Source organism: Streptomyces sp. NPDC002784, from assembly GCF_053592135.1.
Map to the genome: position 1 here is coordinate 359872 of NZ_JBSFVD010000001.1, position 24814 is coordinate 384685.

General features: G+C 71.4%; 22 protein-coding genes. 15 read left to right on the plus strand and 7 right to left on the minus strand.

Annotated elements, in window-relative coordinates:
* Positions 1–434 precede the first annotated feature (434 nt).
* Positions 435–2084, minus strand: coding sequence for a collagen-binding domain-containing protein (locus ACWD1Z_RS01620; RefSeq protein ID WP_451114622.1), 1650 nt, complete (start codon positions 2082–2084; stop codon positions 435–437).
* A gap of 137 nt (positions 2085–2221) precedes the next feature.
* On the opposite strand from ACWD1Z_RS01620, the gene xseA reads away from it, so the two are divergent.
* The 3 genes from xseA to ACWD1Z_RS01635 all read left to right on the plus strand — a co-directional run bounded on the left by xseA (position 2222) and on the right by ACWD1Z_RS01635 (position 4441).
* Positions 2222–3430 (plus strand): exodeoxyribonuclease VII large subunit, encoded by a 1209-nt coding sequence (xseA, locus tag ACWD1Z_RS01625; protein ID WP_451114624.1) that lies wholly within the window; start codon positions 2222–2224, stop codon positions 3428–3430.
* A 9-nt stretch (positions 3431–3439) separates the two neighbouring features.
* Positions 3440–3664 carry an exodeoxyribonuclease VII small subunit gene (locus ACWD1Z_RS01630; RefSeq protein ID WP_389415136.1) on the plus strand — a complete coding sequence of 75 codons (225 nt, stop codon included), beginning with the start codon at positions 3440–3442 and terminating at the stop codon, positions 3662–3664.
* A 186-nt stretch (positions 3665–3850) separates the two neighbouring features.
* Positions 3851–4441, plus strand: coding sequence for a malonic semialdehyde reductase (locus ACWD1Z_RS01635; RefSeq protein WP_451114625.1), 591 nt, complete (start codon positions 3851–3853; stop codon positions 4439–4441).
* Positions 4442–4521: 80 nt separating this feature from the next.
* On the opposite strand, the gene ACWD1Z_RS01640 is transcribed toward ACWD1Z_RS01635, so the two are convergent.
* On the minus strand, positions 4522–5046 hold the full coding sequence (locus tag ACWD1Z_RS01640) for a DUF4245 domain-containing protein (RefSeq protein ID WP_451114627.1): 525 nt from the start codon (positions 5044–5046) through the stop codon (positions 4522–4524).
* 126 nt (positions 5047–5172) lie between these two features.
* Between ACWD1Z_RS01640 and glpX the strand changes: the two genes are divergently transcribed.
* Positions 5173–6207 (plus strand): class II fructose-bisphosphatase, encoded by a 1035-nt coding sequence (gene glpX / locus ACWD1Z_RS01645; RefSeq protein ID WP_250077439.1) that lies wholly within the window; start codon positions 5173–5175, stop codon positions 6205–6207.
* A 104-nt stretch (positions 6208–6311) separates the two neighbouring features.
* Here the strand turns inward: glpX and ACWD1Z_RS01650 are convergent, their stop codons facing one another.
* Complete coding sequence (locus tag ACWD1Z_RS01650; protein WP_451114629.1) at positions 6312–6689, minus strand: WhiB family transcriptional regulator; 378 nt, start codon at positions 6687–6689, stop codon at positions 6312–6314.
* Positions 6690–6852: 163 nt separating this feature from the next.
* On the minus strand, positions 6853–7530 hold the full coding sequence (locus ACWD1Z_RS01655; RefSeq protein ID WP_451114631.1) for a DUF1707 SHOCT-like domain-containing protein: 678 nt from the start codon (positions 7528–7530) through the stop codon (positions 6853–6855).
* A gap of 157 nt (positions 7531–7687) precedes the next feature.
* On the opposite strand from ACWD1Z_RS01655, the gene ACWD1Z_RS01660 reads away from it, so the two are divergent.
* Positions 7688–9355: a fumarate hydratase gene (locus tag ACWD1Z_RS01660; protein ID WP_351979888.1), complete on the plus strand. Its 1668-nt coding sequence runs from the start codon at positions 7688–7690 to the stop codon at positions 9353–9355.
* 75 nt (positions 9356–9430) lie between these two features.
* On the opposite strand, the gene ACWD1Z_RS01665 is transcribed toward ACWD1Z_RS01660, so the two are convergent.
* A complete protein-coding gene (locus ACWD1Z_RS01665; protein ID WP_451114633.1) occupies positions 9431–9904 on the minus strand; it encodes an allene oxide cyclase barrel-like domain-containing protein in 474 nt (157 codons plus the stop codon).
* A gap of 155 nt (positions 9905–10059) precedes the next feature.
* On the opposite strand from ACWD1Z_RS01665, the gene ACWD1Z_RS01670 reads away from it, so the two are divergent.
* The 3 genes from ACWD1Z_RS01670 (at position 10060) to ACWD1Z_RS01680 (ending at position 14647) form a co-directional block, all read left to right on the plus strand.
* Complete coding sequence (locus ACWD1Z_RS01670; RefSeq protein ID WP_451114635.1) at positions 10060–11457, plus strand: class II fumarate hydratase; 1398 nt, start codon at positions 10060–10062, stop codon at positions 11455–11457.
* Positions 11458–11529: 72 nt separating this feature from the next.
* The gene (fomD, locus tag ACWD1Z_RS01675; protein WP_451114637.1) at positions 11530–12294 is read left to right on the plus strand and encodes a cytidylyl-2-hydroxypropylphosphonate hydrolase; all 765 of its coding nucleotides are present in this window, start codon (positions 11530–11532) and stop codon (positions 12292–12294) included.
* 283 nt (positions 12295–12577) lie between these two features.
* Positions 12578–14647 carry a SpoIIE family protein phosphatase gene (locus ACWD1Z_RS01680; protein ID WP_451114639.1) on the plus strand — a complete coding sequence of 690 codons (2070 nt, stop codon included), beginning with the start codon at positions 12578–12580 and terminating at the stop codon, positions 14645–14647.
* A 97-nt stretch (positions 14648–14744) separates the two neighbouring features.
* On the opposite strand, the gene ACWD1Z_RS01685 is transcribed toward ACWD1Z_RS01680, so the two are convergent.
* Positions 14745–17042 carry a transglycosylase domain-containing protein gene (locus ACWD1Z_RS01685; RefSeq protein WP_451114640.1) on the minus strand — a complete coding sequence of 766 codons (2298 nt, stop codon included), beginning with the start codon at positions 17040–17042 and terminating at the stop codon, positions 14745–14747.
* 261 nt (positions 17043–17303) lie between these two features.
* On the opposite strand from ACWD1Z_RS01685, the gene ACWD1Z_RS01690 reads away from it, so the two are divergent.
* The 5 genes from ACWD1Z_RS01690 to ACWD1Z_RS01710 all read left to right on the plus strand — a co-directional run bounded on the left by ACWD1Z_RS01690 (position 17304) and on the right by ACWD1Z_RS01710 (position 22106).
* Positions 17304–18239 (plus strand): SPFH domain-containing protein, encoded by a 936-nt coding sequence (locus ACWD1Z_RS01690; RefSeq protein ID WP_451114642.1) that lies wholly within the window; start codon positions 17304–17306, stop codon positions 18237–18239.
* Positions 18236–18463, plus strand: a complete 228-nt coding sequence (locus tag ACWD1Z_RS01695) for a hypothetical protein (protein ID WP_451114644.1) — start codon at positions 18236–18238, stop codon at positions 18461–18463. Before ACWD1Z_RS01690 ends, ACWD1Z_RS01695 begins: the two co-directional genes overlap by 4 nt.
* 105 nt (positions 18464–18568) lie before the next feature.
* Complete coding sequence (locus tag ACWD1Z_RS01700; RefSeq protein ID WP_250077429.1) at positions 18569–19093, plus strand: PadR family transcriptional regulator; 525 nt, start codon at positions 18569–18571, stop codon at positions 19091–19093.
* Complete coding sequence (locus ACWD1Z_RS01705; RefSeq protein ID WP_451114646.1) at positions 19090–19779, plus strand: ABC transporter ATP-binding protein; 690 nt, start codon at positions 19090–19092, stop codon at positions 19777–19779. Before ACWD1Z_RS01700 ends, ACWD1Z_RS01705 begins: the two co-directional genes overlap by 4 nt.
* Entirely contained in the window at positions 19776–22106 is a 2331-nt protein-coding gene (locus ACWD1Z_RS01710; protein ID WP_451114648.1) for an ABC transporter permease, read from the plus strand. Before ACWD1Z_RS01705 ends, ACWD1Z_RS01710 begins: the two co-directional genes overlap by 4 nt.
* 511 nt (positions 22107–22617) lie before the next feature.
* Here the strand turns inward: ACWD1Z_RS01710 and ACWD1Z_RS01715 are convergent.
* Positions 22618–23580 (minus strand): hydrogen peroxide-inducible genes activator, encoded by a 963-nt coding sequence (locus ACWD1Z_RS01715; RefSeq protein ID WP_451114650.1) that lies wholly within the window; start codon positions 23578–23580, stop codon positions 22618–22620.
* A 133-nt stretch (positions 23581–23713) separates the two neighbouring features.
* Between ACWD1Z_RS01715 and ACWD1Z_RS01720 the strand changes: the two genes are divergently transcribed.
* Together ACWD1Z_RS01720 and ACWD1Z_RS01725 are read left to right on the plus strand one after the other, a co-directional pair.
* Positions 23714–24268, plus strand: a complete 555-nt coding sequence (locus ACWD1Z_RS01720) for a peroxiredoxin (RefSeq protein ID WP_451114651.1) — start codon at positions 23714–23716, stop codon at positions 24266–24268.
* Positions 24269–24274: 6 nt separating this feature from the next.
* Positions 24275–24808, plus strand: coding sequence for an alkyl hydroperoxide reductase (locus ACWD1Z_RS01725; RefSeq protein ID WP_451114653.1), 534 nt, complete (start codon positions 24275–24277; stop codon positions 24806–24808).
* The last annotated feature ends 6 nt before the right edge of the window (positions 24809–24814 follow it).

A 24814-nucleotide genomic window follows, 5' to 3' on the forward strand; every position in this document is an offset into this window, starting at 1 on the left:
GACCGGGGCAGGTGACTGTCACTGGGACCAGGGGCGGTCCAGCGAGGTGGGGACCGGCCGCGGCGGGGCGAGGCTCCGAGTAACCGCTCAGGGTGGCCGTGGTCCGAGGTCCGGCGAGGCCGAGTCGACCAGGGACGGACGAGGACGCGGACCCTGCCCGCCGTAGGCGAAGAGCCGGTCCCACCCCGCGCGACCGCGAGCGGCCCGGTACGGGAGGGCTGGCGACAGTCCTGGCGGCGGGGAGCTGACCAGCGCACCTGTGAAGCGAACCGAACGGCTGAGGGCCAGGCGCCGGGAAACGGCTCAGGGTGCCACCCGAGGGACGGCGGGAGCGGCGTCGACCTGGTCCCACCCCGGGTTCGACCGCGAGGCCCGGTACGGGTGGGCGCCGACCGGGGCAGGCGGTGGCCGCCGCCGGTCGGCTCCGGTGGGGGTCACGGCTGGTGGCGGCGCCTGCGGCGGCGGGTGGTCCAGAGCAGGAGGGCGACGCCTGCGGCGGTGAGGGACGCGGCGGTGGCGGCGAGCGCCCCGACCGGCACGTCATCGCCCGTGTCCGCGAGCCCCGGGTGGGAGTGGCCGGGCTTGGGGTGGTGCGGGTGGTGGTGGTCGGGGCGCTGGTGATGCGGGTGGGGCGAGTGATGATCGGGGCGCGGGTGGTGCGAGTGGGTGGGCTTCGAGGGCGAGGGGGTCGGCATCGGCGTCGTAGACGGGGTGTCCGTGGGCTCGGACGGGTCGGGGGTGGGGTCCGCCGTGGGATCGCTCGGGTCCGGGGTGGGCGTCGTCGGATCCCAGGTCGGGTCAGTCGGGTCCGGGGTCGGCGTCGTCGGATCCCAGGTCGGCTCCGTCGGATCCGGCGTCGGCTCCGTCGGGTCCCCGGTCGGCTCCGTGGGGTCCGGCGTCGGGTCTGCGGTCGGCGTCGTCGGATCCGGTGTCGGTGTCGGGGTGTCCTCGCACTGGAGGTCCGCCGCGAAGGGGAAGTAGTGGATCTCTCCCGCGTTCACCGGCGCATCCGGTCCCGAGGACGAGTCGCCGCCCGTCAGGGGGCCTGCCACCAGGGACTTCACGATGATGTCGCCCTCGATGTTCGCGGGGTCGAGGTCCGTGACCTCGGCGCGGGGGGCGTACAGGGTGCCTTCCAGCGTGTCGCCGTCCGCGATGGTGAGGGACGTGGCGTCGGGGAAGTCCCAGAGCATGTACGGGGCGTTGGTGCCGGAGACGCCCGCCATGGTCGGGGTGTGCCAGGTGAAGTCCCCGCCGGAGGCGCTGGTGTCGACGACGATCAGCAGCGGCGTCGAGGCGGACGGCTGGTCGAGCAGGGTCAGCGTGCCGATGTCGTTGAGCTGCTCACCGGTGAGGTGCAGCACGTTGGTCCGCCCCTCGGTGAGGGCGATCTTGATGTTGCTGCCCGCCGCGATGGAGGTCTGGTCCGGCAGCGGGTCGCCGTTGCCGTCGAGCAGGGTCACATTGCCCGCGCAGGCGGCCATGCGGTCGGCGCGGTCGCGGTACGCCGAGAACAGCGACGTGAAGTCCATCAGCCCCGACTGCCCCACCGAGTCCGCCGGCTGCCGTGCGGTCAGTTCGATGCGCGGGGTGGAGTCGTACCCCGCCCCCGCCGCGGTGACCCGCGTGCTGACGGCCGCCCCGTTGGCGTCCGTGGTGAGCGCCTGACCGCCGGTCATGTCGCCGACCTTCACGTACCCGTCGCCGAGCACCCTCAGCACGCCCACCGGACTGCTGGCCCCGTAGTCGGCCTTGCCGCCCACCAGCAGCGCGGTCGGGACGGAATCACCGGGCGCGACGAAGGACCCGGCGGTGTGCAGCGCGACGTTGTAACCGTCGCCGAAGGTGAGGTCGCCGCCGATCGCGACGGGCCCCTCGGACTCGGTGCTGCCGAGCACGGCGTCGCCCTCGGTCACCACACCGAAGCCGTTGTTGCCGGCCACCGGGTTCCCGATGTCGACGGTGTCCCGGGCGAGCGCCGCACCGCCGAGGGCGAGCGGGGCGGCGGCCGCGACCAGCAGAGCGACCGCCGTGCCCGGGGCGGACCGTCTGCCGACTTTGTTCATCTTTACGGCTTTTGACATGAAAGTGACGCTAAGGAACCGGCGCCTCCGCTCAAGGGCGCCACGCCGCACCGCACTTCGCCGCCGCACTCGCGAGGACGAGCCGCCGTACGCGCGAGGACGATTCGATGTCGGTGCCTGCGGCTACGCTCACGGACATGGCTGCAAACACGTCCGCGGACTCCCCGCTGCCCGTCGGCGAGGTGTCGCGGCTCATCGGGGGCTGGATCGACCGGCTCGGGGCGGTGTGGGTCGAGGGGCAGATCACCCAGCTCTCCCGCCGGCCGGGCGCCGGGGTGGTGTTCCTGACGCTGCGGGATCCGTCGTACGACATCTCCGTGAGCGTCACCTGCTACCGGCAGGTCTTCGACGCCGTGGCGGACGTGGTGAGCGAGGGCGCGCGGGTCGTCGTACTGGCGAAGCCCGAGTGGTACGCCCCGCGCGGGCAGTTGTCGCTGCGGGCCACCGAGATAAAGCCGGTCGGGGTCGGTGAGCTGCTCGCGCGTCTGGAGCAGTTGAAGAAGGCGCTGGCGGCCGAGGGGCTGTTCGCGCCGGAGCGCAAGAAGCCGTTGCCGTTCCTGCCGCAGCTCGTCGGGCTGGTGTGCGGCCGGGCCTCGGCGGCGGAGCGGGACGTCCTGGAGAACGCCCGGCACCGCTGGCCCGCCGTCCGGTTCGAGGTGCGCAATGTCGCCGTGCAGGGTGTGCACGCGGTTCCGCAGGTCGTGCAGGCGGTCAAGGAGCTCGACGAGATCGACGACGTCGACGTGATCATCGTGGCGCGCGGTGGCGGCAGCGTGGAGGACCTGCTGCCGTTCTCCGACGAGCAGCTGGTGCGGACGGTCGCCGCCTGCCGTACGCCGGTGGTCTCCGCGATCGGCCACGAGCCCGACAACCCCCTCCTCGACCACGTCGCCGACCTGCGCGCGTCCACCCCGACCGACGCCGCCAAGAAGGTCGTACCGGACGTGGGCGAGGAGTACGAGCGGGTGCGGATGCTCCAGGGGCGGGCCCGGCGCTGTCTCGCGGCCTCCCTCGACCGGGAGGAGCGCGGGCTGGCCAATGCGCTGGCCCGGCCGTCGATGGAGGACCCGCACCGGATGATCGACGAGCGCGCCGATCATGTCGCGGCCCTGCTGGACCGCGGCCGCCGCACTCTCGGCCACCTCCTCGACCGCGCCGACTCCGAGTTGACGCACACGCACGCGCGCGTGGTGGCGCTGTCCCCGGCGGCGACCCTGAAGCGGGGGTACGCCGTGCTGCAGAAGGCGGACGGGCATGTCGTCCGGGACCCGGACGAGGTCGGCGGCGACGAGGTGCTGCGGGCGCGGGTCTCCGCGGGTGAGTTCACTGTCCGAGTCGATGCTTAGGGTGAGTGCATGACCAGCAAGGTGGATGAGGCGCTCGGGTACGAGCAGGCGCGGGACGAGCTGATCGAGGTCGTACGGCGGCTGGAGGCGGGCGGTACGACGCTCGAGGAGTCCCTGGCGCTGTGGGAGCGCGGGGAGGAGCTGGCCAAGGTGTGCCGGCGCTGGCTGGACGGGGCGCGGGCCCGGCTCGACGCGGCGCTGGCGGCCGAGGAGGAGGCGACGGAGGAAGAGTGATCTCCTGAAGCGGATCACCCCTTCCTCCGGGAAGCGGATCACCCCCGGCAGCTGATACCCACCCTCCCTGTGAAGCGGATCACCCCCCACCCCCCTTTTGTTGAACGTTGAACTTCACTCGCTTATGGTTGACGTGTCAGCTGATCCGTCGCACGGATCCGACGCACACCCCGAGAAGGTTCACCCATGTCTCTCGTTCTTGACCCCGCCGCCCAGGACCTGCTGTTCCGCGAGGCCCGCACCGCGAACACCTTCACCGACGAGCCGGTGACCGACGAGCAGGTCCAGGCGATCTACGACCTGGTCAAGTACGGCCCCACCGCCTTCAACCAGTCGCCGCTGCGCGTCACCCTGGTCCGCTCCCCCGAGGCCCGCGAGCGTCTGGTCCAGCACCTGGCCGAGGGCAACCAGGCCAAGACCGCCGTCGCCCCGCTGGTCGCGATCCTCGCCGCGGACAACGAGTTCCACGAGGAACTGCCGCGGCTCCTCCCGCACTTCCCGCAGGCCAAGGACGCCTTCTTCGCCGAGCGTCCGGTCCGCGAGGGCTCCGCCGCGCTGAACGCCGCCCTCCAGGCCGCGTACTTCATCATCGGCGTCCGCGCCGCGGGCCTGGCCGCCGGCCCGATGACCGGTCTGGACTTCGAGGGCGTCCGCAAGGAGTTCCTGGACGACGACCACACCCCGCTGATGGTGGTCAACATCGGCAAGCCGGGCCCCGACGCCTGGTTCCCGCGCTCCCCGCGGCTGTCCTACGACGAGGTCATCACGACCGTCTGAGCAGGCCCCGCGAGGAAGGCCCCGTGAGGAAGGCCCCCGGCAGCGCGCCGGGGGCCTTCGTCATGCGCGTGCGGCCGGGCCTACTCCGCCTTCAGCGCGCCCGCCATCTCCGCCAGCTGCGCGAACGAGCCCGTGCCCGCCACGACGGTCGTCGAGCCGTCCTCCTGCAGCACCAGCGCGTCGTAGCGGCCGCCGGTCCAGCGGGTCCACGTCGCGCCGTCGATCTGCTGGGTGGCCTTCGTCGCGTGGCCGCCCTGGGTGGCGTCGTCGAGGAACGGCTTCACCTTCCGCGCCGCCGACTGCCGGACCTGGACGTACTCCCCGTCCGGGGCGTGGAAGCCGAGGTGCCAGGCGTCGGACTGGTCGCCCCGGAACCACACCGAGGTCGCCTTCCACTCCTCGGCCAGCCCCTCGGGTGCGGCCACGGGGTAGGACCCCGCGCGGCGCGCGGTGAGCAGCTCCACCCGGTAGTCGACCCGCTTGAGGTCCGGAGCGGACTCCTCGTGCGGGATGAAGAGGTACACGACCCCCGCCGCGAAGATGGTCACCGCGAGGGAGAGGACCATGTTGCGGACCGACTTCTGCTTAGCGTTCGTACCTGCCACGTCCCTATCGTCGCAGGTGCCCGGTCCGCTCATCCGTGGGGCCCCCTGCTCATTCTGCAAGCCTGACGATAGAGTCGTCGCCATCACCCTCATCCGGCCGTCGTCGTATCAGAAAGGTGCGCTCCGATGACCGAACATCATCACTTGCCGTCCGAACTCGATGTCCCCTCCGAGGCCCCCGACCGCAACCTCGCCCTGGAACTCGTCCGGGTCACCGAAGCAGCCGCCATGGCCGCGGGCCGCTGGGTCGGGCGCGGCGACAAGAACGGCGCCGACGGTGCCGCGGTGCGCGCGATGCGCACCCTCGTCTCCACCGTCTCGATGAACGGCGTCGTCGTCATCGGTGAGGGCGAGAAGGACGAGGCGCCGATGCTCTTCAACGGGGAGCGGGTCGGCGACGGCACCGGGCCCGAGGTGGACATCGCCGTCGACCCGATCGACGGCACCACGCTGACCGCCAAGGGCATGCCGAACGCGATCGCCGTCCTCGCGGCCACCGAGCGCGGGGCGATGTTCGACCCGTCGGCCGTCTTCTACATGGACAAGCTGGTCACCGGGCCCGAGGCCGCCGACTTCGTCGACATCAACGCTCCGGTCTCGGTCAACATCCGCCGGGTCGCCAAGGCGAAGCGGTCCACGCCGGAGGACGTCACCGTGGTGATCCTCGACCGGCCCCGGCACGAGGGGATCATCAAGGAGATCCGGGACGCCGGCGCCCGCATCAAGCTGATCTCCGACGGTGACGTCGCGGCTTCGATCTACGCCCTGCGCGAGGGCACCGGCGTCGACATGCTCCTCGGCATCGGCGGTACGCCGGAGGGGATCATCTCGGCCTGTGCCGTGAAGTGTCTCGGCGGCACCATCCAGGGCAAGCTGTGGCCGAAGGACGACGAGGAGCGGCAGCGGGCGATCGACGCCGGGCACGATCTCGACCGGGTGCTGACGACCGAGGACCTCGTCCAAGGTGAGAACGTGTTCTTCGTCGCCACCGGCATCACCGACGGTGAGCTGCTGCGGGGCGTGCGGTACCGGGCGGACTCCGCGGTCACCGAGTCGATCGTGATGCGGTCCAAGTCCGGGACGGTGCGGCGGATCGACTCCGAGCACCGGCTGAGCAAGCTGCGGGCGTACAGCGCGATCGACTTCGACCGGGCCAAGTAGCGGGCCACGCAGCAGGCCAAGCAGACGGCCAAGTAGCGGGGCCGGTCAGCGGCCGATGGGCGCCCCCGGTGCGGAGGGGGCGCCTTTCCTCTGCCCTGTGCGGCTCAGCCGGCCTGGGCTATGCGGCCCGCCGTCCTCGCCGCCTTCTTCAGTTCGAGGTCGCGGCGCCTGCGGCGGGCCAGCACCACGCGGCGTTCCGCCGCGGTGAGGCCGCCCCACACCCCGTAGGGCTCGGGCTGGAGGAGGGCGTGTTCGCGGCATTCGACCATGACCGGGCAGCGCGCGCAGACTCGCTTGGCCGCCTCCTCGCGGGAGAGCCGGGCCGCGGTGGGCTCCTTGGAAGGGGCGAAGAACAGGCCGGCCTCGTCGCGCCGGCACACCGCCTCGGTGTGCCAGGGCGCGTCTTGGTCCCTGTCTCGCACTGGCTCCCGCTGGGCCGGAACGGCAGCGACATGCAGGGACGAATGCGGCGGTTGCAGCACGGTCTACTCCTGACGACGGCTTCGCGAGCGAGAGACGATGCAGCAAGGTCTACCCGCTGTGCGCGCGCCTATGCAGGCAGTTCCGAAGCGCTGGATTCCGGGGGCTCCTGCGCGGCCGGATGAGCGGACCGGTTGTTTTCGGTTCCCCTCGGATTCGCGTCTGTCAATGATTCAGATGCTTGCGCAAACTCTTCCCGACCTTGGCGTGGACCCGGTCGAGGATGTCGGTGACCAGCTTGCCGCGCCGGGGCCTGGCCTCGATGCTGCCCAGTACGGCCCACCCGTCGACGTAGACCACGGGCGCCGCCGCGTCCTCCGCGTCCAGCGTGTCCACCTCGAAGCTGCCGAGGACGCCGCCGCCGGTGCCGCGCAGCGACACGTTCTCCGGGACGCGGATCTCGACGCTGCCGAAGACCGAGACCGCCTTGACCACGACCTGCTGGTACTCGAAGAGCGCCTCACTGAGGTCGATCTCCACGCTGCCGAAGATCGCGTACGCGTGGATCCGGCGGCCGGCGCGCCAACGGCCCTTGCGGACGGCGCTGCTGAAGATCGCGACGGCGGTGTCGTCGGGGTCGGTGGGGAGGTTGGCGGGGCGGCTCGGGATGCGGGCGTACGAGGCCGCCGGCCGGGGACCGTGGGCCGCGGGCAGGTCCTTGATGAAGACCTCCAGCTCGCCCACCGTCTTGGCGGCCAGCACCCCTTCCACCCGCTCGCTGTGCTCGTCGGGGGTGAGGCGCCCCTCGGCGAGCGCCTCGCGGAGGATGTCCGCGATCCGGTCGCGGTCGGCGTCGGAGGCACGGAGCTCGGCGGCGGGCGCGGTCTGCTTCTGAAGGTCCACGGCAGCAGCGTACCCACTCACGATAGATCGCGACAGTCCCCGTCCGGGTCGAACTGAGCCTTACCTCACAAGCCCGCCTCCGGCGGCAGGTCCTACGCTGGTGGGCGCTGACCGACGGAGGTCAGCCGCCGCATCTGTCGAGTGAGGAATGGGCGACATGCCTGAGTTCGCGTACACCGATCTGCTCCCCATGGGAGAGGACACCACCCCGTACCGGCTGGTGACCTCCGAGGGTGTCTCCACCTTCGAGGCCGACGGGCGGACGTTCCTCAAGGTCGAGCCGGAGGCGCTGCGCAAGCTCGCCGCCGAGGCCATCCACGACATCCAGCACTACCTGCGCCCCGCGCACCTGGCGCAGCTGCGGCGGATCATCGACGACCCCGAGGCGTCCAGCAACGACAAGTTCGTCGCCCTGGACCTGCTGAAGAACGCGAACATCGCGGCGGCGGGCGTCCTGCCGATGTGCCAGGACACCGGCACGGCGATCGTGATGGGCAAGCGCGGGCAGAACGTGCTGACCGAGGGCGGGGACGAGGAGGCCCTCTCGCGCGGTATCCACGACGCGTACCTGAACCTCAACCTCCGCTACTCGCAGATGGCCCCGCTGACCATGTGGGAGGAGAAGAACACCGGCTCCAACCTCCCCGCGCAGATCGAGCTGTACGCCACCGACGGCGGCGCCTACAAGTTCCTCTTCATGGCCAAGGGCGGCGGCTCCGCCAACAAGTCCTTCCTCTACCAGGAGACGAAGGCCGTCCTGAACGAGGCCTCCATGATGAAGTTCCTGGAGGAGAAGATCCGTTCGCTCGGTACGGCCGCCTGCCCGCCGTACCACCTGGCCATCGTCGTCGGCGGCACCTCCGCCGAGTACGCGCTGAAGACCGCCAAGTACGCCTCCGCGCACTACCTGGACGAGATCCCGGCCGAGGGCTCGCCGCTCGGGCACGGGTTCCGGGACAAGGAGCTGGAGGAGAAGGTCTTCGAGCTGACGCAGAAGATCGGGATCGGCGCGCAGTTCGGCGGCAAGTACTTCTGCCACGACGTGCGCGTGGTCCGGCTGCCGCGGCACGGTGCCTCCTGCCCGGTCGCCATCGCCGTCTCCTGCTCCGCCGACCGCCAGGCGGTCGCGAAGATCACCGCCGAGGGCGTCTTCCTGGAGCAGCTGGAGACCGACCCGGCGCGCTTCCTGCCGGACACGACGGACGAGCACCTCGACGACTCGGCGGACGTCGTGAAGATCGACCTGAACCAGCCGATGGAGACGATCCTCGCCGAGCTCACCAAGTACCCGGTGAAGACCCGGCTCTCGCTCACCGGCCCGCTGGTGGTGGCCCGTGACATCGCGCACGCCAAGATCAAGGAGCGGCTGGACGCGGGCGAGGAGATGCCGCAGTACCTGAAGGACCACCCGGTGTACTACGCCGGTCCCGCGAAGACCCCCGAGGGCTACGCGTCGGGCTCCTTCGGCCCGACCACGGCCGGCCGCATGGACTCCTACGTCGAGCAGTTCCAGGCGGCGGGCGGCTCCAAGGTGATGCTGGCCAAGGGCAACCGCAGCAAGCAGGTCACCGACGCCTGCGGCACCCACGGCGGCTTCTACCTGGGCTCCATCGGCGGCCCGGCCGCGCGCCTCGCCCAGGACTGCATCAAGAAGGTCGAGGTCGTCGAGTACGAGGAGCTCGGCATGGAGGCGGTCTGGAAGATCGAGGTCGAGGACTTCCCGGCGTTCATCGTCGTGGACGACAAGGGCAACGACTTCTTCCAGGACCCGGCCCCCGCCCCGACGTTCACGTCGATCCCGGTACGGGGCCCCGGGCTGGCGTAGCGCCTTGGGCGCGGCGGGAGAGCGGCCCGCCGCGCCGCGCCCCGACGAGCGGCTCCGCACCCGGTGACCCGGCGCTCAGCCCAGGTCGAAGTCCAGTCGCTGGTAGTCCCCGTCGTCCGTGAAGCTGATCTGGCCGCTCGCGCCGCGGTAGTCGCCGGTTCCGCCGGTGACGGAGGCGTCGAAGGCGGGCAGCTCGGCCGACTCGTTCAGCGGGACCGTCATGAGCACCTGTGCGGTGATCTGGCCGCCGGACAGGACGAAGGTGCCGAGGCACTGGATGTCCATGGGGTCGCCGGTGCGGACGACCGTGCAGGCGACGCCGTCCCGGCCCACCTTGTCGCCGCCCTTCTCCCGGTAGAGGTCGTCGGCGAAGGAGAAGGTGTCGCCGACCTCGGGCGCCTGCTGCTGCTCCTCCTCGTCGCCCGCGACCTCCCGGGCGTAGAGGGTGAAGTCGTCCTCCTGCGCCGCCGCGGGAGCCGCCATGACGAGGGCGGTCGCCGCCGCCAGACCGGTGCCGAGCGCGCCGAGCGTCCTGATGCTGCGGAGCATGTCGTGCCTCCCGTGGGGTGACGAGCCCCCCCTGCGGCCCCCCTGCGTTCCTTCATTGTCCGCCCCTGCCCCTCCCGCCGCGCGCCGTGACGATCAGCGCCGACGGGGAACAGGTGACATGTCCGGGGCGCTGTGCCAGGTGGAGGTGATCGGCAGTGGCCGACGAAGAGCAGAGCTATCGCATCGAGCACGACTCCATGGGCGAGGTGCGGGTGCCCGCCCACGCCAAGTGGCGGGCCCAGACCCAGCGTGCCGTGGAGAACTTCCCGGTGTCCGGGCAGCGGATCGAGCGGGCGCACATCGAGGCGCTGGCGCGGATCAAGGGCGCCGCGGCGAAGGTGAACGCCGAGCTGGGCGTGGTCGACAAGGACGTGGCCGAGGCGATCCAGCGGGCCGCCGCCGAGGTCGCGGACGGGACGTGGGACGAGCACTTCCCCGTCGACGTCTTCCAGACCGGCTCGGGCACCTCGTCCAACATGAACGCCAACGAGGTCATCGCCACGCTCGCCAGCGAACGGCTCGGCCGGGACGTACACCCCAATGACCATGTGAACGCGTCGCAGTCGTCCAACGACGTCTTCCCGTCCTCCATCCACATCGCGGCCACCGCCGCCGTCACCCGCGATCTGATCCCGGCGCTCCGGCACCTCGGCGACTCCCTCGCCCGCAAGGCGGAGGAGTTCGCGGACGTCGTGAAGTCCGGGCGCACCCATCTCATGGATGCCACGCCGGTCACGATGGGGCAGGAGTTCGGCGGGTACGCCGCCCAGGTCCGGTACGGGATCGAGCGGCTGGAGGCCTCGCTCCCCCGGCTGGCCGAGCTGCCGCTGGGCGGTACCGCGGTCGGCACCGGCATCAACACCCCGCCCGGCTTCTCCGCCGCCGTCATCGAGGAGGTCGCCCGGGCCACGGGGCTGCCGCTGACCGAGGCGCGCGACCACTTCGAGGCGCAGGGCGCGCGGGACGGCGTGGTGGAGATCAGCGGGCAGCTGCGGACCATCGCGGTCGGGCTGACGAAGATCGCCAATGATCTGCGGTGGATGGCCTCCGGACCGCGCACCGGGCTCGCGGAGATCTCGCTGCCGGACCTCCAGCCCGGCTCCTCGATCATGCCGGGGAAGGTCAATCCGGTCATCCCGGAGGCGGTGCTGATGGTCGCCGCCCAGGTCACCGGGAACGACGCCACCGTCGCCACCGCCGGGGCCGCGGGCAACTTCGAGCTCAATGTGATGCTCCCGGTCATCGCGAAGAACGTCCTGGAATCGATCCGGCTGCTCGCCAACGTCTCCCGGCTGCTCGCCGACCGGACGGTCGACGGCATCGTCGCGCACCGTGAACGGGCCCGCGAGTACGCCGAGTCGTCACCGTCCGTGGTCACGCCGCTGAACAAGTACATCGGGTACGAGGAGGCCGCCAAGGTCGCCAAGAAGGCGCTCGCGCAGCGCCGGACGATCCGTCAAGTCGTGCTGGAGGGCGGGTATGTGGAGCGCGGCGACCTGACCCTGGCTGAGCTGGACGAAGCGCTGGATGTCCTGCGGATGACGCGCCCGTGACGATCGGCGCCGGGCCCGCGGACGGTGACGTTCGCCGCAGCGGCGGCGGTCGGTGACACCTACTATCTGTGCATGGCGGACGGTGGAGCGATGACGACGGTGGAAGCGGGCGGCACTGCGGCGCACTGGGCGCCGGGCAGTCACATTCTGTGGCGGTACCGGGAGAACGGCGGCGCACGCTTCCACATCGTGCGTCCGGTGACCGTCGTCCGGGACGATCCGGAGCTGCTCGCCGTATGGCTGGCGCCCGGGACCGCGTGTCTCAAGCCCGCGCTGGCGGACGGCACCCCCGTGCACGCGGAGCCCTTGCGGTCGCGCTACACCAAGCCGCGTACGGTGCAGCGGGGCCGCTGGCTCGGCACCGGGGTGCTGAAACTGGCCAGACCCGGGCAGCCGTGGTCGGTGTGGCTGTTCTGGGATGCGGGCTGGCGGTTCAAGAACTGGTACGTGAACCTGGAGGAGCCGCTGGTCCGCCGGCCGGGCGGGGTGGATTCCGAGGACCACTTCCTGGACATCTGTGTGTACCCTGACCGGACTTGGGGCTGGCGCGACGAGGACGAGTTCGCGCAGGCCCAGCAGGACGGCCTGATGGACGCCCGCACCGCCGAACGGGTCCGGGAGGCCGGGCGTTCCGCGGTGGAGGTGATCCGCGCCTGGGGGTCACCGTTCTCGGACGGCTGGCAACACTGGCGCCCGAACCCGTCCTGGGCTGTACCGTCACTGCCGGAGGAAATGCCGGAGGAAATGCCGGAGGAGTTGCCGGAGACGCTGCCGGAAGAACCGCCGCGAGCACTGCCGGAGGACGCAGGACGTACGCCCGCGCACATGTCCTCATGAGACCCTTGATGCGCCCCCGGGCATGAAACGTAGGATCGTCCTCCGCAAGGGCGCGCGGTGGCAACTAGCGGAGCGTGCACTGGGCTTGACCGATCGTCACCGAGGGGCGGCTGGACGTGAGCGAGGGGTACGAGGGCAACACCGGGCCGAGCGGCGCACAGCCCGCCGGTGACACAGGAACTGCCCCTGGCCACGCGGGAATTCCGTTCCTGGGGCAGGTATTGCGGGTATCGGGACTTCGGCGGGACGAACAACACGCCCCGGACGGATGGATGCGACACGCGTGACGGAGCAGCCGACCTCGTTCGAGCGCCCCCCGGGCGCCGACCCCGCGGATCCCCGCGGGGCGCTCCTGCGTACCCCGACCCCGTCCCACGCGCCCGGCGCCGGCGCGTTACCGGCGCAGGCGCGCACCGGCGAACCGCCCTCCACCCCGGGCACCACCGCCCCGTCCGGCAACGACAAGGCCCCCGTGAGCAACGGTCCCGAGCATGCGCAGCCCTCCGCCGCCGCGGAGGCCGACACCCACCGCCCCCGGCCGGTCCCGGAGGGCATCCCGGCGCAGCCGGGTAGCACGCCGGCCCCGGAGGAGCGCCGCAGCGGGCAAGGAGTGCCGCCGGGCCGTCCCACGCCGATGCGGCGGGACGGGGACCGGCTGCGTTTCGTGGGCGCCGCGACCCGGCGGATCGCCCGCGGCATCGACCTCGACGAGATCGTGATGGGGCTGTGCCGGGCGACGGTGCCGACCTTCTCGGACGCGATCCTCGTCTACCTCCGCGACCCGCTGCCGGTCGGCGACGAGCGGCCCACCGGGCCCGTCGTGCTGCGGCTGCGCCGCACCGACCGGATACCGGAGGAGCGGGACACCGACGGCGGTTTCCTGCCCGCGCAGGGCGTGCCGGAGCCGACCGAGCTGGCCGAACTGTCCGCCGCGACCTCCGAGTTGTGCGAGGTGCGGCCCGGCGGCGCGCTCGCCGAAGTACTGCGCGGGGTCCGTCCGGTGTTCGCCGACGCGCCCGCGGCCAGCGCCGCGCTGCCCGAACTCCTCGGTGACGACGGGGATCTGGTGGTCCCCACCGGCCAGCGCGCGATCCTCGCGCCGCTGCGCGGCCGGCGCCGGGTGATCGGCGCCGCGATCTTCCTGCGCCGCCCCGAGCGCGTCGCGTTCGAGGCGGACGACCTCCTGGTCGCCGCCCAGCTCGCCACGCACAGCGCGCTCGGCATCGACAAGGCGGTGCTGTACGGCCGTGAGGCGTACATCGCGGACGAGCTGCAGCGCACGATGCTGCCCGAGACCCTCCCCCGGCCGACCGGCGTACGGCTCGCGTCCCGCTATCTGCCGGCCGCCGAGACCGCGCGGGTGGGCGGCGACTGGTACGACGCGATCCCGCTGCCGGGCAGCCGGGTGGCGCTGGTGGTGGGCGATGTCATGGGCCACTCCATGACCTCCGCCGCGATCATGGGGCAGTTGCGGACCACGGCCCAGACGCTCGCGGGCCTGGACCTGCCGCCGCAGGAGGTGCTGCACCACCTCGACGAGCAGGCCCAGCGGCTCGGCACGGACCGCATGGCGACCTGTCTGTACGCCGTGTACGACCCGGTCGCGCATCGCATCACGATCGCCAACGCCGGTCATCCGCCGCCGGTCCTGCTGCACTTGGGCGGCCGGGCCGAGGTGCTGCGGGTGCCGCCGGGCGCGCCGATCGGGGTCGGCGGGGTCGACTTCGAGGCGGTGGAGCTGGACGCGCCGGCCGGCGCCACCCTGCTGTTGTACACCGACGGTCTGGTGGAGTCGCGGCTGCGGGACGTGTGGACCGGGATAGAGCAACTGCGCGAGAAGCTCGCCGCGACCGCCCAGCTGACCGGGCCGGATCATCCGCCGCCGCTGGAGGCGCTGTGCGACGAGGTGCTGGACATGCTCGGCCCCGGTGACCGGGACGACGACATCGCGCTGCTCGCCGCCCGCTTCGACGGGATCGCGCCGAGCGACGTGGCGTACTGGTACCTGGAGCCGGAGGACGCGGCGCCCGGGCGGGCACGGCGGCTGGCCCGGCGCGCACTGTCCCGGTGGGGGATGGAGGACATGTCCGACTCGGTCGAGCTGCTGGTGAGCGAGGTCGTCACCAACGCGGTGCGGTACACGTCCCGGCCGGTCACGCTGCGGCTGCTGCGCACGGATGTGCTGCGGTGCGAGGTGGGCGACGACGTGCCGCAGCTGCCCCGGCTCCGGCAGGCCCGCGCGACGGACGAGGGCGGCCGGGGGCTGTATCTCGTCAACAAGCTGGCCCGGCGGTGGGGGGCCACCCGGCTCAGCACCGGCAAGGTGGTGTGGTTCGAGCTCAACCGCGGCTGAGCGCCGCGGACGGTACGACGAAGGGGCGCCCGGTGCGGACCGGGCGCCCCTTCGCCGTTCGTGCCGTGGTCGGCCGTATGCGTGTCGCCCGTACGCGCTACTCGTCCTCGTCCTCGCCCGGTTCCGCCGGGTCCTCGGGGATCTCGTCCGTCGGCGGTGTCGTGGTCGGCGCGTCCGTCGTGGGCTCGTCCGTCGGCTCTTCGGTCGTCGGGGTGCCGGTCGGCGTCTGCGTCGGGGTCTTCGAGGGGGCCTGGGTCGTCGGGGCCTGGGTGGTGGGCTCCTGCGTGGGGGTGCGGCTCGGCTCCTGGGTCGGCGTCGGCGTCCAGGTCGGCTCCACCGCCGCGCCCTGGTCGGTGTCGAGGTCGAACGCGGCGTCCGTGTCCGTCACGCCGAAGGTGTACGCCGCCCAGATCGACGCCGGCAGGCCGCCGCCGTTGACCCGGCCGGTGCCGGGCAGGGTGCCCGTCGCGCCCTTCATGTCGACCTGGTCGCCCGACTTGGCGTCCTCGCCGAACATGCCCACCGCGGTCACCAGGTCCGGCGTGTATCCGGTGAACCAGGCCGACCTGCCGAAGTCGGAGGTACCCGTCTTGCCGGCGACCTGCTGGCCGTCCCGGGCCGGGTTGTCGCGCACCGAGCGCCGGGCCGTACCGTCGTCGACCACGCCGGTGAGCACCGAGGTCACGGTGTCGGCGGCCTCGCGGCTGATGACCTGCTCGCCGATCGCGTCGGGCATCTCGACCGTGCGGTTGTGCTGCTCGGCGGACTTGATCAGGGTCGGGGTGACCTGCTTGCCGTGGTTGTCGAGGGTGGCGTAGACCCCGGCCATCTGGAGCGGGCTGGCGCCCATGGTGCCGAGCGTCTGCGCGGGCACCGCCTCGAGGCCGTCGTCCATGCCCAGCTCGGCGGCGGTGTCCATCACCTCGTCCATGCCGACGTCCACGCCCATCTGCGCGAACACCGAGTTGACGGACTTGTTCATGGCGGTCTGGACGGTGACGTCGCCGTAGTCGACGTCGTCCTCGTTCGGCGGGGCGAAGCCGACCTTCTTGCCGTTCGCGTCCACCACCGGCCGCTTGCTGGTGCCGTCGTAGACCGTGCTCGCGCCGATGGTCTCGCCGTCCTGGGTCTCGGCCCCGTTCTCCAGGGCCGCGGCGAGGATGACCGGCTTGAACGTCGACGCCGGCTGGTAGTCGGTCCGGGTGGCGTTGGAGCGGTAGTGCTTGAAGTAGTCCTCGCCGCCGTACAGGGCGACGATCTTCCCCGTCTTGGGGTCGACGGAGACGGCGCCCGCCTGGATGTCCGCGTCGACGGGGCGCTCCTTCGGGTCCAGCTTGCTGGTCAGCTCGGTCTCGACCGCCTTCTCCAGCTGCGCCTGCCGCTTGCGGTCGATGTTCAGGGTGATGGTCCAGCCCTGGCTCTTGACCTGCGTCTCGGCCTCGGAGCGGGAGATGCCCTCCTGCTTCATCAGCTGCTCTTCGAGCTGGTTGTTGGCGAGCTCGACGAGGTAGCCCTTCTGGCCCTCCAGGCCCGCGACGGCCTTGGGCTCCTTGGGCACCGGGAACTCCATCGACTGCCGGTCGGAGGAGTTCAGCCAGCCCTCCTCGACCATGTTGTCGAGGACGTAGTTCCAGCGGGCCCTGACGAGCTCCTTGCCGGTCTCCGAGGCGACCGCCCAGTCGTACTGGCTCGGCGCCTGGAGCAGGGCCGCGAGATACGCGCCCTGCTCGACGCTGAGCTTCTCGGCGTCGACCCGGTAGTAGGCCTGCGCGGCGGCCTGGATGCCGTAGGCGTTGCGGCCGAAGTAGCTGGTGTTGAGGTAGCCCGCGAGGATCTCGTCCTTCGACATCTGGCGGTCCACCTTCAGGGAGATGACCAGTTCCCGCAGCTTGCGGGTGACGGTCTGCTCCTGGGTGAGGTAGTAGTTCTTGACGTACTGCTGGGTGATCGTCGAGCCGCCCTGCGCGCCCTTGCCGCTGACCGTGTTGAGCAGTCCGCGGGCGGTGCCCTTGAAGTCGACGCCGGAGTCCTTGTAGAAGGACTTGTTCTCGGCGGCGACGAAGGCGTTGCGGATCTCCTCGGGCACCTTGGACAGGTCCACGATCTCGCGGTTCACCTTGCCGTCGCGGGCGAGGACCGTGCCGTCGCTGTACTTGTAGACGTTGCTCTGCAGCCGGGCGGCGGCGTTGCCCTGGGGCACCTCCACCATCAGGTACAGCACGATGAAGCCGCCGATGCCGAGCAGGAACAGGCCCAGGAAGGTGCCGAGGATCTTCTTCCAGGTGAAGAACCGGCGTATGCCGCCGGCGCCGGCCGGGCCGGACGAGCGGCGACGCTTGGGCGCCGCGCGGCGGCCACCGCGCTGCCGTGCTCGTCTCTCTTCCGCTCGTCCCATGAGTCCGATCCGCTCCGCTTCGCTCTCGTGTGCACCGATGCCACACAGGTTCGCCGCTCAGGTCAGCTCAGAAAGCTAACACCGTCAGATGTGACAAAGGGCCGCCGATCCGGTCTTTTACGGACGTGAGAATCAGCACCCGTCCCTCTGGAACCGACGGCTGACAGGTGCGCAAGGTTGCCTGACTGCGCTAATGTGTTATCACTTAGCTAGATGGAAGCTATGCCAGCAGGAAGACCAGAAGGAAGATCCGGGGGACCCATGTCCAACAGCCACACCACCACCGCACCCGACGTACCCGACATGCCCGCGCCGCGGGTGCGCGAGTTCGCCGCGCACAGCATCGGCGGCGGACTCGCGCTGCTGCTCGGCCTGCTCGGGCTCGCCCTCGGCGCGGGCTGCGTCGCCGGCGCCACCACGGTGGACGGGACCGGCGCCAAGGCCGCGCTGATCGCCGGCGGCATCCTGATCGCCCTCGCCGCGTTCCTCGCGATGTGCGGGCTGAACATGGTCGCGCCGGGCGAGGCCCGGGTGGTCCAGCTCTTCGGGCGGTACCGCGGGACGATCCGGCAGGACGGGCTGCGCTGGGTGAACCCGCTCACCTCCCGGGTCAAGATCTCGACCCGGGTCCGCAATCACGAGACGGCGGTCCTCAAGGTCAACGACGCCTACGGCAACCCGATCGAACTCGCCGCGGTCGTCGTCTGGAGGGTCGAGGACACCGCGCAGGCCAGCTTCGAGGTGGACGACTTCCTGGAGTTCGTCTCCACCCAGACCGAGGCGGCCGTCCGGCACATCGCCATCGAGTACCCCTACGACGCCCATGACGAGGACGGCCTCTCGCTGCGCGGCAACGCCGAGGAGATCACCGAGAAGCTCGCCACCGAACTGCACGCGCGCGTGGAGGCGGCCGGGGTGCAGATCATCGAGTCGCGCTTCACGCATCTCGCGTACGCCCCCGAGATCGCCTCGGCGATGCTCCAGCGGCAGCAGGCCGGGGCGGTCGTCGCGGCCCGGCGGCAGATCGTGGACGGAGCCGTCGGCATGGTCGAGGCGGCGCTCGCGCGGATCGGCGAGCGGGACATCGTGGAACTGGACGAGGAGCGCAAGGCGGCGATGGTGTCGAACCTGATGGTGGTGCTGTGCGGTGACCGGGCGCCGCAGCCGGTGCTCAACACGGGGACGCTCTACCAGTGACCGCCTCCCAGGGCCGGCCGCAGCGCAAGCAGGTGCTGCTGCGGCTGGACCCGGCCGTCTACGAGGCGCTGGCCCGCTGGGCCGGGGACGACCTGCGCTCGGCCAACGCGCAGATCGAGTTCCTGCTGCGCAAGGCGCTCGCCGAGGCGGGGCGCCTGCCGAAGGAGACGGGGCCGATCCCGCGCCGCGGACGCCCGCCCGCGGGCCCGCCCGAGCCCCAGTGACACAACCGTGACAATAGGCCCCCACCTGGGCGGCCGTACGCCCCGCCAGCGACTGCACACCGCGCGTATACATGCGGCGTATACACCGCGTGTAGAGTCCGGGCCATGTCCATCGGTCACACCCTCCTGGGGCTCCTGGAATCAGGCCCGCGTCATGGCTACGACCTGAAGCGGGCCTTCGACGAGAAGTTCGGTCACGACCGGCCGCTGCACTACGGCCAGGTCTACTCGACGATGTCCCGGCTGCTGAAGCACGGTCTCGTCGAGGTCGACGGCATCGAACCCGGCGGCGGCCCCGAGCGCAAGCGGTACGCCATCACCGACGCCGGGGTCACCGACGTACAGCGGTGGCTGGCGACGCCCGAGAAGCCCGAGCCGTACCTGCAGTCCACGCTCTACACCAAGGTCGTCCTCGCACTGCTCACCCGGCGCGACGCCGCCGACATCCTCGACACCCAGCGCGCCGAGCATCTGCGGATGATGCGGATCCTCACCGACCGCAAGCGCAAGGGCGATCTCGCGGACCAGCTGATCTGCGACCACGCCCTGTTCCATCTGGAGGCCGATCTGCGCTGGCTGGAACTGACCGCCGCGCGGCTCGACAAGCTGGCCGAGGTGGTGGTCAAGTGACGCCGCCCGCCGGTGCCCTGCTCGCGGCCCAGGAGCTGCGCAAGGCCTACGGTCCGACCGTCGCCCTCGACGGCGCCGAGTTCTCCGTGCATCCCGGAGAGGTCGTCGCCGTGATGGGCCCCTCCGGCTCCGGGAAGTCGACGCTGCTGCACTGCCTCGCCGGGATCGTGCCGCCCGACTCCGGGTCGATCACCTACGCCGGACGCGAACTCGCCACCATGGGCGACGCCGAGCGCAGCCGGCTCAGGCGCTCGGAGTTCGGCTTCGTCTTCCAGTTCGGCCAGTTGGTGCCCGAACTGACCTGCGTCGAGAACGTCGCCCTGCCGCTCCGGCTGAACGGCACCGCCCGCAAGGAGGCCGAGCGCACCGCGCTGTCCTGGATGGAACGGCTGGAGGTCGACGACCTGCGCAAGAAGCGGCCCGGTGAGGTCTCCGGCGGCCAGGGGCAGCGGGTCGCCGTGGCCCGTGCGCTGGTCACCGGCCCCCGGGTGCTGTTCGCCGACGAGCCGACCGGCGCGCTGGACTCCCTCAACGGCGAGCGCGTGATGGAACTGCTCACGGAGGCCGCGCGGTCCACCAACGCCGCCGTCGTGCTGGTCACGCACGAGGCACGGGTGGCCGCCTACTCCGACCGCGAGATCGTCGTACGGGACGGCCGGTCCCGGGACATGGAGCGGATCGTATGAACCAGTGGGGGAGGGACCTCGCCCTGGGGTTCCGATTCGCCTTCGCGGGCGGACGCGAGGGCTGGACCCGGGCCGTGCTGACGGCCGTCGGGGTCGGCCTGGGCGTGGCGCTGCTGCTGCTGACCACGGCGATCCCGAACGCGCTGGCCGCCCGGGACGACCGGGGCGCCGCGCGCACCGACATCACCTTCAGCTCCGAGGTGCCGGCCAAGGCGGCCGACGACACCCTGCTGGTCGCCGAGGCGAGCACGGTGTTCCGCGGCACGGACGTACGGGGGCGGACCCTGGAGCCCGAGGGGCCGCGCGCGCCGCTGCCGCCCGGGGTGGACAGGTTCCCGGCGGCGGGCGAGATGGTGGTCTCACCGGCGCTGAAGCGGGTGCTGGAGTCCGGCGAGGGCGCGCTGCTGCGGGAGCGGCTGCCGGAGCGGATCGTCGGGACCGTCGGGCAGAGCGGCCTGGTCGGCTCGGCCGATCTGACCTTCTACCGGGGCGGCGAAGGGCTCGAACCGTACGTCGACGGGGGCCAGGTGGTCCGCATCGACCGCTACGGCGACCCGAACCCGTCCCGCGAGAAGTCCGACCCGGTGCTGATCCTCCTGATCCTGGTCGTCCTCGTCGCGCTGCTGATGCCGGTCGCGGTGTTCATCGCGGCGGCCGTGCGGTTCGGCGGCGAGCGCCGGGACCGGCGGCTGGCGGCGCTGCGCCTGGTGGGCTCCGACGGCCGGATGACCCGCCGTATCGCGGCCGGTGAGGCGCTGGCGGGCGCGCTGCTCGGACTGGTCCTCGGCGCGGTCTTCTTCCTGATCGGACGTCAGATCGCGGGTTCGGTCGAGGTGTTCCGGTTCAGCGTCTTCCCGGACGATCTGAACCCCTCCCCCGCGCTGGCCCTGCTGGTGGCCGTGGCGGTGCCGGCGGCCGCGGTGCTGGTGACGCTGCTGGCGCTGCGCGGGGTGGTCATCGAGCCGCTCGGTGTGGTGCGTACGGCCAAGCCGGCGCGGCGCAGGCTGTGGTGGCGGCTGCTGCTGCCGCTCGGCGGACTCGCGCTGCTCTACCCGATGGTCGGGCAGGGCAACGAGGACGGCGACTTCAACCAGTACCTCGTCGTCGGCGGTGTGATGCTGCTGCTGATCGGTGTGACCGCGCTGCTGCCGTGGATCGTGGAGACGGTCGTCGGCCGGCTCGGCGGCGGCGGGATCGCCTGGCAACTGGCGGTACGGCGGCTTCAGTTGAGCAGCGGTACGGCCGCCCGGCTGGTCAACGGCGTCGCGGTGGCGGTGGCCGGGGCCATCGCGCTGCAGATGCTGTTCGCCGGGGTGGACAGCGACTACACCAAGAGCACCGGCTACGACGTCTCCAAGGCGCAGATGCAGGTGACGACGGGCGGCGGCGTCGGTATCGAGGATGCCGCCGAGCGGTTGCGCGGGACCGAGGGCGTGCGGCGGATCGTCGCCCACTCCGAGGGCTGGCTCGGGGACCGGCGCCTGGACCCCGAGAAGGGCGCCTCGGTGACCGTCGGGGACTGCGCGGCCCTGCGGGAGCAGGCCAGGCTGACCTCGTGCCGGGACGGTGACGTCTTCGCCGTCCCCGGCGTGGAGTACGACACGGACACCGCGCGACTGGCCGAGCCGGGGCGGACGTTGTACCTGGATCCGAGCTACGCGGGCTCCACCCCGGGCCGGGAGGTCGCCTGGAAGGTGCCGGCGGATCTGCGGAAGGTGGACGCGCGCCGGGATCTGAGCGGTATGGAACGGGGCGGCTTCCTGATCACTCCGAAGGCGCTGCCGGAAGGTGCCGCGCAGGCCATGACCGGGCGGGCGTACATCGCGCTCGACCCGTCCGTCTCCGACGCGCGCGAGCGGGTACGCAACACCGCGGCGGCGCTGGGTCCGCTGGTGCGCGCCGAGGACTGGTCGGCGACGGAGGAGTCCAACCGGTTCGCCTCCATCCGCACCGGACTGTTCGTCGGTGCCGTGTGCGTGCTGATGCTGATCGGGGCGAGTCTGCTGGTGTCGCAGCTGGAGCAGTTGCGCGAGCGCAAGAAGCTGCTGTCGGCGCTGGTCGCCTTCGGCACCCGGCGGCGCACGCTGAGCCTGTCGGTGCTGTGGCAGACGGCCATCCCGATCACGCTGGGCCTGCTGCTGGCATCGGCGGTGGGCCTGACCCTCGGCGCGGTCCTGCTGCGGATGACGGACACGGCGGTACGGGTGGACTGGGGAAGCCTGCTGTCCATGACCGGCGCCGCGGCGGGAGTGGTCCTCGCGGTGACCCTGCTCAGCCTGCCTCCCCTCCTGAGACTGATGCGCCCGGACGGCCTGCGCACCGAGTAGAACGAACCGGACCCGGCCGAACTTCCCCCACCCAAACGGCCCGCAGCGCCCCCCGGCCCTGCGGGCCGCACTCGTGTGCAGAGCGAGAGCGGAAGCGGAAGCGGAGGCGGGAGCGGGAGCGGGCCACTGAAAACTCCGGATGTGCCCCTCGGAGACGCTGCCACCTCCACCGGCACCGGGCCGCGCAGGCCCCACCCCGGCGCCCCTGCACAGTCGGGAACACTCCCCCGGAGCCCCAAGGCCGACCAGCCCGTGCGCTGCGGCCCCGCGGAGTGCACCGGACCGCACAAGCCGAAGCGCCCGGCCCCCGACAACGACCCGCAGGGCTTCGCCAACACCCCCGATACCGAGCCCCACAGCGGCACCCCACACCAGGCCGAGACCATCCGCCGAAAGGCCAGAACAACCCGCCCACCAACCACGACCCCGATGGGCCCGCCCGCCCCGCCGGGCAGCGGGTCGATGGGGGCGACCCGCGTCGTGCAGGTGGGCCGGGGACGGGCTCGGGCCCTCAGCCCGCGTCGGCCTCCAGTACCCGTACCGGTAGCGGGCGCAGGGCGTCGCGCAGGGACGTGGCCAGTTCCTGGTACTCCGCGCTGCGGGCGGCGTTCGTGCGCATGGCGAGGGCGATGCGGCGGGTCGGGGCCGGGTCGGAGAAGTAACCGGTCAGCAACTCGTCGCTGCGGGTCGTCTCGACCTTGACGGCCGTGCGCGGCAGCAGCGTGACCCCGAGACCGCCCGCGACGAGCTGGACCAGGGTGGACAGACCGGCGGCCGTGGTGGTGACCGGCGCGTCCTCCCGGCCCGCCTCCCGGCAGATGTCCAGTGCCTGGTCGCGCAGACAGTGCCCCTCGTCCAGCAGGAGCAGGTTGAGCTCCTTGAGCGCCTCGCGCCCGATTCCCGTACGGCCGCCCAGCCGGTGATCCAACGGCGTGACCAGCACGAAGTCCTCGTCGAAGAGGGGGAGTTCGACCACACCCGGCACCCCGAGCGGGACGGCGAGCAGCAGCAGGTCGAGGCGGCCGGTGTTCAGGCCGTCGACGAGGCTGGCGGTCTGCTCCTCGTGGACCTGGAGGTCGAGGTCCGGGTAGCGGTCGTGGACCAGCCGCAGAACCGTCGGCAGCAGGTACGGCGCCACGGTCGGGATGACCCCGAGCCGCAACACCCCGGTGAACGGGGCCCGTACCGCCTCGGCCTCCGCCAACAGCGCGCCCACCTCGTCCAGTACGGCCTTCGCGCGCACCGCGAGCCGCTCACCGGCCGGCGAGAGCAGCACCTTGCGGGTGGTCCGCTCCAGCAGCGTGACGCCGAGGGTCTCCTCCAGCGCGGCCACGGCACCCGACAGGGCGGGCTGGCTCATGCCGATGGCGGCGGCCGCGTCCCGGAAGTGCAGATGCTCCGCCACGGCCGCGAACGCCCGCAGCTGGGCCAGACTCGGCAGCCGCCTCTTGGCTCCACCATTACTCACGGTCACTGATAACCGCCTCCGATCACCATGACCGAGTGTAGCAATTTCTCTAATCAATGCACCGTGTGCCAGCATCGACCTCGTCCAACCCATGAGAAGCGTCCGCGATCCGGACGCTTCTTCGCTGCAAGGAGAGCCTGTGCTCACTGTTGGTGACAAGTTCCCCGAGTTCGAACTGACCGCCTGTGTCTCCCTGGAGAAGGGCGAGGAGTTCGAGCAGATCCACCACAAGTCCTACGAGGGCAAGTGGCTCGTGGTCTTCGCGTGGCCGAAGGACTTCACCTTCGTGTGCCCGACCGAGATCGCCGCGTTCGGCAAGCTGAACGACGAGTTCGCCGACCGCGACGCGCAGATCCTCGGCTTCTCCGGTGACTCCGAGTTCGTCCACCACGCCTGGCGCAAGGACCACCCGGACCTGACCGACCTGCCCTTCCCGATGCTGGCCGACTCCAAGCACGAGCTGATGCGCGACCTCGGCATCGAGGGCGAGGACGGCTTCGCCCAGCGCGCGGTCTTCATCGTGGACCCGAACCGCGAGATCCAGTTCACCATGGTCACCGCCGGCTCCGTCGGCCGTAACCCCAAGGAGGTCCTGCGGGTCCTCGACGCGCTGCAGACCGACGAGCTGTGCCCGTGCAACTGGACCAAGGGCGACGAGACGCTGGACGCGGTCAAGCTGCTGGCCGGGGAGTGACCTGAGATGTCCCTCGACTCCCTCAAGTCCGCCGTCCCGGACTACGCCAAGGACCTGAAGCTCAACCTGGGTTCGGTCATCGGCAACTCCGACCTCCCGGCGCAGCAGCTGTGGGGCACCGTGCTGGCGACCGCCATCGCCTCGCGCTCCCCGATCGTGCTGCGCGAGCTGGAGCCGGAGGCGAAGGCGAACCTGACGCCGGAGGCGTACACCGCCGCCAAGGCGGCCGCCGCCGTCATGGCGATGAACAACGTCTTCTACCGCACCCGCCACCTGCTGTCGGACCACGAGTACGGCACCCTGCGCGCGGGCCTGCGGATGAACGTCATCGGCAACCCCGGTGTCGACAAGGTCGACTTCGAGCTGTGGTCCTTCGCGGTCTCCGCGATCAACGGCTGCGGCATGTGCCTCGACTCGCACGAGCAGGTACTGCGCAAGGCCGGCCTGGAACGCGAGGTCGTCCAGGAGGCGTTCAAGATCGCCTCGGTGATCCAGGCGGTCGCCGTCACCCTCGACGCCGAAGCGGTCCTCTCCGCGTAAGCCAGG